5 protein-coding genes are annotated in these 7,746 nt (G+C 62.8%); 1 reads left to right on the forward strand and 4 read right to left on the reverse strand.

Annotation, left to right across the window (positions count from 1 at the left end):
- Positions 1-47: 47 nt before the first annotated feature.
- Positions 48-1,277, forward strand: a complete 1,230-nt coding sequence (locus tag ACS3WA_RS09570; RefSeq protein ID WP_438278292.1) for a bifunctional alpha/beta hydrolase/OsmC family protein — start codon at positions 48-50, stop codon at positions 1,275-1,277.
- 104 nt (positions 1,278-1,381) lie between these two features.
- Here ACS3WA_RS09570 and ACS3WA_RS09575 read toward each other — a convergent pair whose 3' ends face one another.
- The 4 genes from ACS3WA_RS09575 to ACS3WA_RS09590 all read right to left on the reverse strand — a co-directional run bounded on the left by ACS3WA_RS09575 (position 1,382) and on the right by ACS3WA_RS09590 (position 7,543).
- Positions 1,382-2,464, reverse strand: a complete 1,083-nt coding sequence (locus ACS3WA_RS09575; protein ID WP_438278293.1) for a YeeE/YedE family protein — start codon at positions 2,462-2,464, stop codon at positions 1,382-1,384.
- A gap of 109 nt (positions 2,465-2,573) precedes the next feature.
- Positions 2,574-2,825, reverse strand: coding sequence for a DUF6489 family protein (locus ACS3WA_RS09580; protein ID WP_438278294.1), 252 nt, complete (start codon positions 2,823-2,825; stop codon positions 2,574-2,576).
- Between the two features lie 97 nt (positions 2,826-2,922).
- On the reverse strand, positions 2,923-4,176 hold the full coding sequence (locus tag ACS3WA_RS09585; RefSeq protein ID WP_438278295.1) for an NAD(P)/FAD-dependent oxidoreductase: 1,254 nt from the start codon (positions 4,174-4,176) through the stop codon (positions 2,923-2,925).
- A gap of 268 nt (positions 4,177-4,444) precedes the next feature.
- Positions 4,445-7,543 (reverse strand): multidrug efflux RND transporter permease subunit, encoded by a 3,099-nt coding sequence (locus tag ACS3WA_RS09590; protein ID WP_438278296.1) that lies wholly within the window; start codon positions 7,541-7,543, stop codon positions 4,445-4,447.
- Between the last annotated feature and the right edge of the window lie 203 nt (positions 7,544-7,746).

The raw sequence follows: 7,746 nt of genomic DNA on the forward strand, positions 1-7,746 counted from the left end.
GCGCGGCATCTCGCGCCGCGACCCGCATGAGTTCAGGGAGGCCAGACATGCCGAACGAGCGTTTGCAGTTTTCCGGGTCGGACGGTTCCGAGCTTGCAGCCGCGCTGGATCTTCCCGACCGCGAACCGGCAGCCTACGCGCTGTTCGCGCATTGCTTCACCTGCGGCAAGGACGTGCTCGCGGCAAGGCGCATCGCTGCGGGACTGACGGCGCGTGGAATAGCGGTCCTGCGATTCGATTACACCGGTCTTGGCGCCAGCGAAGGGGAATTCGCCAACAGCACGTTTTCCTCCAACGTCGCCGATATCGTTCTGGCGGCCGATCATCTGCGCCGGACCCGCAGGGCGCCGGCCATCCTGATCGGCCATAGCCTCGGCGGCGCCGCCGTTCTCGCAGCCGCGGCCCGGATTCCCGAAGCGAAAGCTGTGGCGACGATCGCAGCGCCCTCCGATCCGGCCCACGTCACGCACCTGTTCGCCGATCGCGTCGCAGACATCCGCACGCAGGGCTCGGTCGAAGTCTCCCTCGCCGGCCGCCCGTTTCATATCAAACGGGAATTTCTCGATGATATCGCCGAGCACAACCTGATGGGGCAGATTGCAGAGTTGCGGAAGGCGCTATTGATCCTGCATTCGCCGACCGACGACATTGTCGGAATCGACAACGCCACCCGCATTTTCGTTGCTGCAAAGCATCCGAAGAGTTTCATATCGCTTTCGGGAGCCGACCATCTGTTGAGCCGGAAAAGCGACGCCGATTATGTCGCCGACGTGATCGCCTCCTGGGTGCAACGCTATCTCGAGGCAGCGCCGACCGGCGCCGTCGACGACGCAGGCCCGCGCAGCGTCGTCGTTCGAGAAACCCGCCGCAGCAAATTCCAGCAGATCGTGACCGTCGGTCCACACCGGTTGATCGCCGACGAACCAAGCACCGCCGGAGGCGACGATACCGGACCCGGTCCGTACGATTTCCTGCTTGCAGCGCTCGGGGCCTGCACGTCTATGACGCTGCGATTGTATGCCGACCGCAAGGCGCTGCCGCTCGATCGCGTCGACGTGACGCTTCGGCATAGCAGAATACATGCAGAGGACTGCGCCGAGTGCGAAACCAAAACCGGCATGATCGACCAGATCGAACGCGAGATCGCGATGGATGGAGCGCTCGATCAGGAGCAACGTGGGAGACTGATGGACATCGCCGACAAATGTCCGGTTCACCGGACGCTGACCTCGGAAATCCGCATCGTAACGCGCGCGTCGGAAGCGGAAGGGCTTTAGAGCGGCTTGCATTTTGACGGAAACAAACCGATCCGTCATGGGCGGCATAGAGCCGAGTTGCTGACTGCGTGTTCTAGAACCTTTCCACTTCGCTCGAAAACGCTCTAGCGCGCCGGTGAAGCCGAATCCCGCGAAGATGCGGGTCCGTCGACGCGAAGCGGTCCGCGCAAACCGATTGCAGCGCCCGCGACGATTCCGGTGATTGCCACAAACGACGCCAGCGCCAGCGTCGAAACACCGGTCAGGCCCTGTCCCACCGAACATCCATAGGCCATCGCCCCGCCCGAACCCATGAACGCCGCGCCGGTGACCGAACGCAGCATGTGCCGCGGCGAGTTGTAGGCCTCGAGATGAAAACGGCGTGTCAGCAGTGCGGTGACAAAACTTCCGAGCACGACTCCCGGCACCAGCGCGATGCCGAAATTCATCGTCAGCCCGGTCGACAGCATCACGTATTGCACAGTATCGGCGACCGGAGCGACGAAGGTGATGGAGGTGACCGGAACCGGATTGAAATCGTCGGCGCCGAAATATCCGGTCGCGTACCATCCGCCAGCAACCAGGAGACCGATGATGAGGCCCGCCGCGATCTGGCCTGCGGAACGTCGGAATGCCGCATGCGAGAACGCGAAAATCGTCAGCGCGCCGCTGACGATTGCCCCCGCCAGCGCACGCCCGAAGGTTTCACCGAGGCCGAGCGTTCCCGCCAGCGCCGGCAGCGAGATGAAATTCGGGGCGGATTGGCTGGCTTGCAGCATGGCGATGCGCGCCGGCGCGATCAGGCCCTTCAAGGTCATCTGCGCGACGATACCGAGAACGATCACCACCACCAGCGAGCGCAGATTGCCGCGCCCCAGCAGAATCAGCGCGCGCGATCCGCAGCCGTTCGACAGCACCATGCCGTAACCGAAAATGATTCCGCCCGCGAACATCAGGGCCGCCGAGAACGACGGCTGCAGATAGATCGATTTTCCCAGATCGACAAACCCCTCGCCGGCGAGCAACTGTGTGGCGGCGACCGCAACGCCCATCGCCAGCGCGTAGGTCCGGAGCAACCGTCCGTCGCCCTGCCCCCAATATCCGCGCAAGCTGCTCATCAGGCAGAACCCGCTCAGCAGCCCCACCACGCCGAAAACGAGGCCGATCAGAAAGCCGGCATAAACGGTGACGTGGGGATCGGGCGGCACGACGTGTCCTTCTCAGTCCGACGTCATAATATGAGGTGCGTCAGCGACATCAAGCAGGCGGAGGCCGATCGGCGAAGCCAGTGCGCAAAGGATGCCCGGCTCACGATGTCTACTTTTTGCCTTTTGTTCCGGCTCCGAGACCCGACATGCTGGCGAACATGTCCTGAAAGCGCTCCGCCATCTTCGGATCGAAGGTAAACCAGTTCTGCAGGATCGTTTCCGGCGAAAACTTGTCGATGTTCTCCGCCATTTTCTGCTGGAGTTTGTCCATCATGGCGTTCTGCATCGGCTGAACGTCGGGAAGCCCCATAAACTGGCGGGCCTCAGCCGGCGTACACTCGATCTCGATATTCACTTTCATGCCATGCTCCTGTATCGGCCTCGCTGCGCGAACAGTATCGCCACGAGAACACCTGCGGCGCAAGCGATCATGACACCACGCAAGTTGCAACAGAAGTTCAGCCAAAGCGCCCCGGAGCGAAAGGTCTTGGATCGGCCAGCGGCTCCTCGCCCGTCATCATTTCCGCCAGCAAGCGGCCCGTCACCGGGCCCAGCGTGAGGCCGTGATGCTGATGTCCGAAGTCGAACCACAATCCGGCATGGCGGGCCGCCTTTCCGATCACCGGCAGCATATCGGGCATGCACGGGCGTCGTCCCATCCACGGCGCGGCATCGATCGCCCGGCCCAGCGGAAACAGTTCGCGCGCGACGGGAAGCGTGCGCTCGATCTGCACAGGCGACGGCGGCGCATCGCGGCGGGCGAATTCGGCGCCGGTCGTCAGGCGAATGCCGCGATTCATCGGGGCCAGCAGATAGCCGCGATCCGAATCGAGAACGGGATGGTTGAGCACCGCGTTGCCGCGCGGCGCCAGATGCAGGTGATACCCGCGCTTGATGCCGAGCGGCATGTCGTAGCCGAGAGGACGGAAGACGTCATCCGACCATGGTCCCAGGGCGATCACGGCTTCCCGCGCGGCCAACGCTCCATTCGGGCCGTCGACACGCCACGCCGCCTCACGCTGCGTCAGCGTCCGCGCGTCGGCCTCGATGAAACGGCCACCGCGACGCACGAATAACGCCGCATAGGCTTTCGTCAGCGCGCCGGGATCCGGAACAAAGCCCGGCGCCGGCCAGTGAATGGCGCCGGTGAACGTTCCCGACAGATTGGGCTCGCGCGCAGCGATTTCATGACTATTGAGAACGTCGGCTTCGACCCCATACCGGCGAGCGCGGTCGAGATCGGCGACGCCTTTGTCGAGCGTCGCATTCGACCGGAACAGCTTGATCCATCCTGTCCTGCGTAACAGGTGCGGCACACCCGCCTCGGCGATCAGCGCTTCGTGCTCGACGAGACTGCGGCTGATCAGCGGCAAAGCGGCCATCGCGCTGCGCAACGCGCGCTCCGGTGAAGATGCGAGAGCGTACCGGATGAGCCACGGCAAAAACGCCGGCAGATCGCGAAAACGATAATGCGCTTCCGCGGACCGGTTCAGCGCATAACGCAGGACCTGGCGCAGATCGTAGGGAAACACGTAAGGGAACACCGACGCGCATTCGATCAGGCCGGCATTCCCGTAACTCGTCTCCTCGCCCGCGCCCTCACGACGGTCGACAAGAATGACATCCCGCCCTCTTTTCTGGAGATGCAGGGCGGCGGAAACGCCGACAATTCCCGAACCCAGCATCAGAACATCGGCTTTGACCGCCGCCACCCGACTCTCCGAACCAAAATCGCACGGCCTCGCCGAACGCTACCGTTGTTATTTAAGTATCGCCACTCGGCGGCGCAAACCTGCCTGTGATGGCGCGGACTCGTAGGCGACCCCTCGGGAAAACCTGCCGACGCCCGCTCCGACGCGGCAACATTGGGAAGAGCAAAGCGAAGCACGCATGCAAGCGGCCCGGACCGTCGCCGGGAGCTGCGATCCAATATCGCGATTCCGGTTCGATGCCCCCGCCGCCGATACGCCGTCGCGACCGCTATGTCGGCCGCAACACCTTCGGGCCCGCGTCGAATTCGGCAATCTGCTTGTTGCGCTCCGATCCAAGGCCGGCCAGGTGATCGGTCGCAATCGCCACGTAGACGGCTGGAAGCACAAACAGGGTGAACATCGTTCCGATCAACATGCCCGACACGACGACCAGACCGATCGAGAACCGGCTCGCCGCTCCCGCGCCCGATGCCGTCAGCAGCGGCAGCAGGCCGGTGACCATCGCGGCAGTCGTCATCAGGATCGGGCGCAGTCTGACCCGTGCCGCCATCTCGATCGCCGCGCGCTTGTCGAGGCGCTCGTTGAGCTGTAGTTCGTTTGCGAATTCGACCATCAAGATGCCGTGCTTGCTGATGAGGCCGATCAGCGTCAGCAGGCCCACCTGGGTATAGATGTTGATGGTCGCAACCCCGAAGAACAGCGGGATCAGCGCACCCGAGATCGCCATCGGCACGCTGATCATGATGACGAGCGGATCACGCAGGCTTTCAAACTGCGCCGCGAGCACCAGGAAAATGATGATGAGCGCGAAGCCGAAAGCGATCGCGAGCTGATTGCCTTCCGTTACATATTGGCGTGCGTCGGCGAGATAATCGTGGCTGAAGCCCTTCGGCAGATTTTTCGCCTGCTGCTCGAGGAAGTCCACCGCCTGGCCGACCGTGACACCCGGCATCGGCACGGCCTGGAAGGTCGCCGCATTGAGCTGGTTGTAGTGCGTCAGCGCATTGGGATCGGTTTCGGTCTTGATCGTCACCAGCGTCGATAGCGGAATCTGCTGGCCGCTGACGCTCGGCACGTAGTAGCCATCGAGCGATTCCGGCGACAGGCGCAGGCCACGCGGTACCTGCGGGATCACCTGATAGGAACGTCCCTGAAGGTTGAAGCGGTTCACGTAGTTGCCGCCGAGCAGCGTCGCCAGCGTCGCGCCGATCTGCTGCATGGTGACGCCAAGGTCGTTCGCCTTGGTCCGGTCGATGGCGACGCGCACCACCGGCTGGTTGAACTCAAGATCACTGTCGGTGACAATGAACAGTCCGCTCTTGCGCGCGGCCTCCTTCAGCTTATTCATCTCCTCATAGACAGCCTGGAAGCCGGCCGTGGAGTAGACCACCATCTGCACAGGCAAACCGCCCGGACCACCCGGCAGCGGCGGCAGGTTGAAGGCGAAGGCGTTGACGCCCTCGACCTTGCTGACGCCGGCCTGCACCAGAGGCTTCAGCACGATCGACGAGCGCTTACGCTCATCCCACGGCTTCAGCAGCATGCCGGCGATGCCGTTGTTGATGCCCGCTGTGCCGTTGATCATGAAGCGCAGGTCGGTCTCCGGGAAGCTCGCGAACACCTTGTCGAGCTTGTCGCCGTAAAAATCCATATAGTCGATGTTGGCGTATTGCGGTCCCTTGAGCACCGCGAACACGATGCCCTGATCCTCTTCCGGAGCCAGTTCCTTTGAGGTGTGCATGTAGAGGAAGCCAACGAGGCCGAGGATCGTCACCGCGAACAACGCCGTGATCGGCCGATAGTCGAGCGAACGATCGAGCCGGCGGCCGTACCAGTGGGTGACCGCGGTAAAGATCTTGTCGACCCTGGTGGCGAACCAGCCTTGCCCGCCGTGCTTGAGCAGCACGGAGCACATCATCGGAGACAGCGTCAGCGCGATCACGCCGGAGACGATGACCGCCCCCGCCAGCGTGAAGGCGAATTCCCGGAACAATGCGCCGGTGAGGCCACCGAGGAATCCGATCGGCGCATACACCGCGGCCAGCGTGATCGTCATCGAGATCACCGGGCCGACAATTTCGCGCGCGCCTTGCAACGACGCCTGAACCGGCGTCTTGCCCTCCTCGAGATGGCGGTGGATGTTCTCCACCACCACGATGGCATCATCGACCACGAGGCCGATAGCCAGCACCATCGCCAGCAGTGTCAGCAGGTTGATGCTGAATCCGGCCGCCATCATAAGGCTGCACACGCCGATCAGCGACAGCGGGATCGTCACCACCGGAATGATGACCGAGCGCAGAGAGGCGAGGAACAGGAAGATCACCACGATGACGATGACGACCGCCTCGATCAGCGTCTTTTCCACTTCGTGGATCGACGATGTGATGAATTTCGTCGAATCGTAAGCGACTTTCATCTTCAGTGACGGCGGCAGATTCCGCTCGATATCGGGAAACAGCGCACGCACACCGGTAACGATATTCAGCGGGTTGCCCTGCGGCGTCGCCTGCACGCCGATGAAGATTGCATGCTGGCCACTGAAGGCGACGCTTGCATCCGTGCTTTGGGCGGCGAGTTCCACCACCTGCGCGATGTCTTCCATCCGCACAAAGCCGCCGTCCTTGGCCTTCACGGTCATGCGCTTGAACTGCTCGACGCTTTGCAGGTCGGTGTTGGTCGAGACGTTCGAGATCGTGTAGTAGCCTTTGGTTCGCCCGGCGGCGGCCTGGAAGTTGTTGGCAGCGATCGCCGCCGACACCTCGGTGGTCGTGACGTTGCGGCCGGCCATCTTCACCGGATCGAGCCAGACACGCATGGCGAAGGTCTGGCCGCCCAGGATGTCAGCCGAGGCCACGCCGTCCACCGTCGAAAGAATCGGCTGCACTACGCGCGTCAGGTAATCGGAGATCGCCGAGCCTGACAGTTCGTCGCTCGAGAAGCCGATATACATCACCGCCGTGGTCTGGCCGGTGGCCTTCAGGATCACCGGATCATTGGCCTCCTTCGGTATCAGGTACTTCACCGAATTGACCTTCGCCAGCACCTCGGTGAGCGCCGCGTTCGGATCGAAGTTCAATTTGACATAGACCTTGATCTGGCTCTGGCTCTGCGTCGAGGACGAGGTGATGTAGTCGACACCCTCGGCCGACGCGACCGCCTGCTCGATCGGCGTGGTGATAAAGCCCTGCATCAATTCCGGCGAAGCGCCCGGATAGGCCGTGGTGACCGTGATCACGGTGTTGGACAGCTTCGGATACTGCCGGATCGGCAGGTTATAGGCCGCAGCCAGGCCGATCAGCAGGATTAGCAGGCTGACGACGACCGACAATACCGGCCGTTTGATGAAGATGTCCGTGAATGCCATTGCAGGCGCTCCGTTGACGGCCGCTCCAGGTTGGAGCATGGCCGCGAGACGTTCGATCGATGCGGGACCGCCCCCTGGCGGTCCCGGCTCGGAAATCAGTTCAGCGGCGGCTTATCCGGAATCGGCGGCAGCGGATCCTTCGAGATCTCGACCGCGGCGCCCGACTGCAGCTTGAGCTGGCCAACCGCGGCAACCTTGTCGCC

The organism is Nitrobacter sp. (genome assembly GCF_051535235.1).
Classification (GTDB): domain Bacteria; phylum Pseudomonadota; class Alphaproteobacteria; order Rhizobiales; family Xanthobacteraceae; genus Nitrobacter.

What these genes read in the sequence shown, in the direction of transcription:
- ACS3WA_RS09580 (WP_438278294.1), bottom strand. Translation starts at nt 2,825, where the DNA reads ATGAAAGTGAATATCGAGATCGAGTGTACGCCGGCTGAGGCCCGCCAG.
- ACS3WA_RS09590 (WP_438278296.1), bottom strand. Translation starts at nt 7,543, where the DNA reads ATGGCATTCACGGACATCTTCATCAAACGGCCGGTATTGTCGGTCGTC.
- ACS3WA_RS09570 (WP_438278292.1), top strand. Translation starts at nt 48, where the DNA reads ATGCCGAACGAGCGTTTGCAGTTTTCCGGGTCGGACGGTTCCGAGCTT.